This is a genomic window from Bartonella mastomydis, from assembly GCF_900185775.1.
Taxonomy (GTDB): domain Bacteria; phylum Pseudomonadota; class Alphaproteobacteria; order Rhizobiales; family Rhizobiaceae; genus Bartonella; species Bartonella elizabethae.
Window position 1 is genome coordinate 1 of record NZ_LT883131.1, and the last position, 1,649, is coordinate 1,649.

General features: G+C 36.1%; 3 protein-coding genes. All 3 read left to right on the plus strand.

Going from position 1 to position 1,649, the window contains the following annotated elements; translation table 11 throughout:
- Nucleotides 1–524: recombinase RecT (locus FJG96_RS00030; RefSeq protein WP_180338201.1), on the plus strand; the 524-nt coding region annotated here is incomplete at its 5' end.
- Nucleotide 525: 1 nt separating this feature from the next.
- Nucleotides 526–1,149 carry a lambda exonuclease family protein gene (locus FJG96_RS00035; RefSeq protein WP_139412229.1) on the plus strand — a complete coding sequence of 208 codons (624 nt, stop codon included), beginning with the start codon at nucleotides 526–528 and terminating at the stop codon, nucleotides 1,147–1,149.
- A gap of 69 nt (nucleotides 1,150–1,218) precedes the next feature.
- Nucleotides 1,219–1,649, plus strand: a 431-nt coding sequence (locus FJG96_RS00040; protein ID WP_139412230.1) for a DUF488 domain-containing protein, incomplete at its 3' end; no start/stop codon positions are given.

A 1,649-nucleotide genomic window follows, 5' to 3' on the forward strand; every position in this document is an offset into this window, starting at 1 on the left:
AGATCATTGCCATTAAATGTGCCATTCATCTCAAAGGCATTACAAACCCTGTCGAAGTCACCGAACATTTAAAAGAATGCCTACAAGAAAAAAGTGAAGCTTGGAAAAAATACCCAGCACGCATGTTACGTCATAAAGCCACTATACAATGTGCACGCTACGCTTTTGGTTTGTCCGGTATTTATGAAGAAGACGAAGCTAAACGTATTAATAACATCACACAAGTAGAACTTATTTCTTATGACATGCTTGAACAGATAAAAGGGCTAATTGAAGAAACTGGAACAGATGAAAATAATCTTCTCTTTTACGCGAAGGTAAAAAATCTAAAAGATTTGTCTTGTAAAAAAGCGCAAGAAGTTTTGGGACTGTTGAAAAGAAGAAAAAACTTTCAAATAGAAAGAGCTCTACAATCTCTCCCACAACAAAAGCAAACAGACGCCTCTATACAAAATGCCGAATATATTCATATCCAAGATATCGAATATGCTCCAACGTCTCATGAACAACAAAGGGCGGTGTGAAATGGAACAAAGAACAGCAGAATGGTTTCAAGCTCGTTTAGGTAAAGTCACCGCATCAAACGTTTATAACGTTATCAGTAAAACAGCAAAGGGAACTCCTACAAGCAAATATGAAGACTACAAAATAAAACTCATTACAGAGCGTTTAACGGGTCAAACAAGCCCCTATTATGAAACCGAAGACATGAGATGGGGTATTGAAAATGAAGAAGATGCCTTGAGAGAATATGCATTCATTTATGATACTGACGTTACTCAATGCGGCTTTATCCAACACCCCACAATAAAAATGGCGGGGGCAAGCCCTGATGGTCTGATTGATGAAGATGGTCTAATCGAAATCAAATGCCCTAGATCAACTAATCATATGCGTTTCATTATCGATAACGAAATCAAACCTGAATATCTTGCACAAATGCAATTCCAAATGGCTTGTACGGGGCGCAAATGGTGTGATTTTATCAGTTATGACCCACGTTTTACGGGCGATTCATCTCTCTTTCGTATGAAAATCAAACGCATCCACCGTGATGAAAAGAAAATTGAAGAGATTAATCAAGCGGTTGAAAGCTTTTTAGCAGAAATAGAACGAGAGATACAAAGAATCTCAACTAAAGCCGCCTGAACTTTTGGGGGGCTTTGTTTTAGGTTCTAGCATATTTTATAGCCCCCCACCCATATAAGGAAATTAAACATGTGTAATACCAAAGATGAGAAGCCTTGTTTTTTTACCATTGGTTATGAAGGAAAATCATTAGACCATTATCTGAATTGTCTTATAGAAAATAATATCAAAGTTTTGTGTGATGTTCGTAAAAATCCAATAAGTAGAAAACATGGTTTTTCAAAAAGACAATTAGATAAAGCTGTAAGCAACATTGGCATTGAATATATACACTTGCCTGAACTTGGAATCGCCTCTGAAAAAAGACGCAATCTGAAAACACGAGAAGATTATGAACATCTTTTTAAAAATTACCAAAATACAACTCTTAGGGATAATCTTCATGCAATAGAAAAATTATACCAGCTTTTTTTAGATAAAAAATATGTTGCAATTACTTGCTTTGAATCTGATGTGTGCATGTGTCATCGGGGAGAAATTACGAAGGCTCTTACACAACT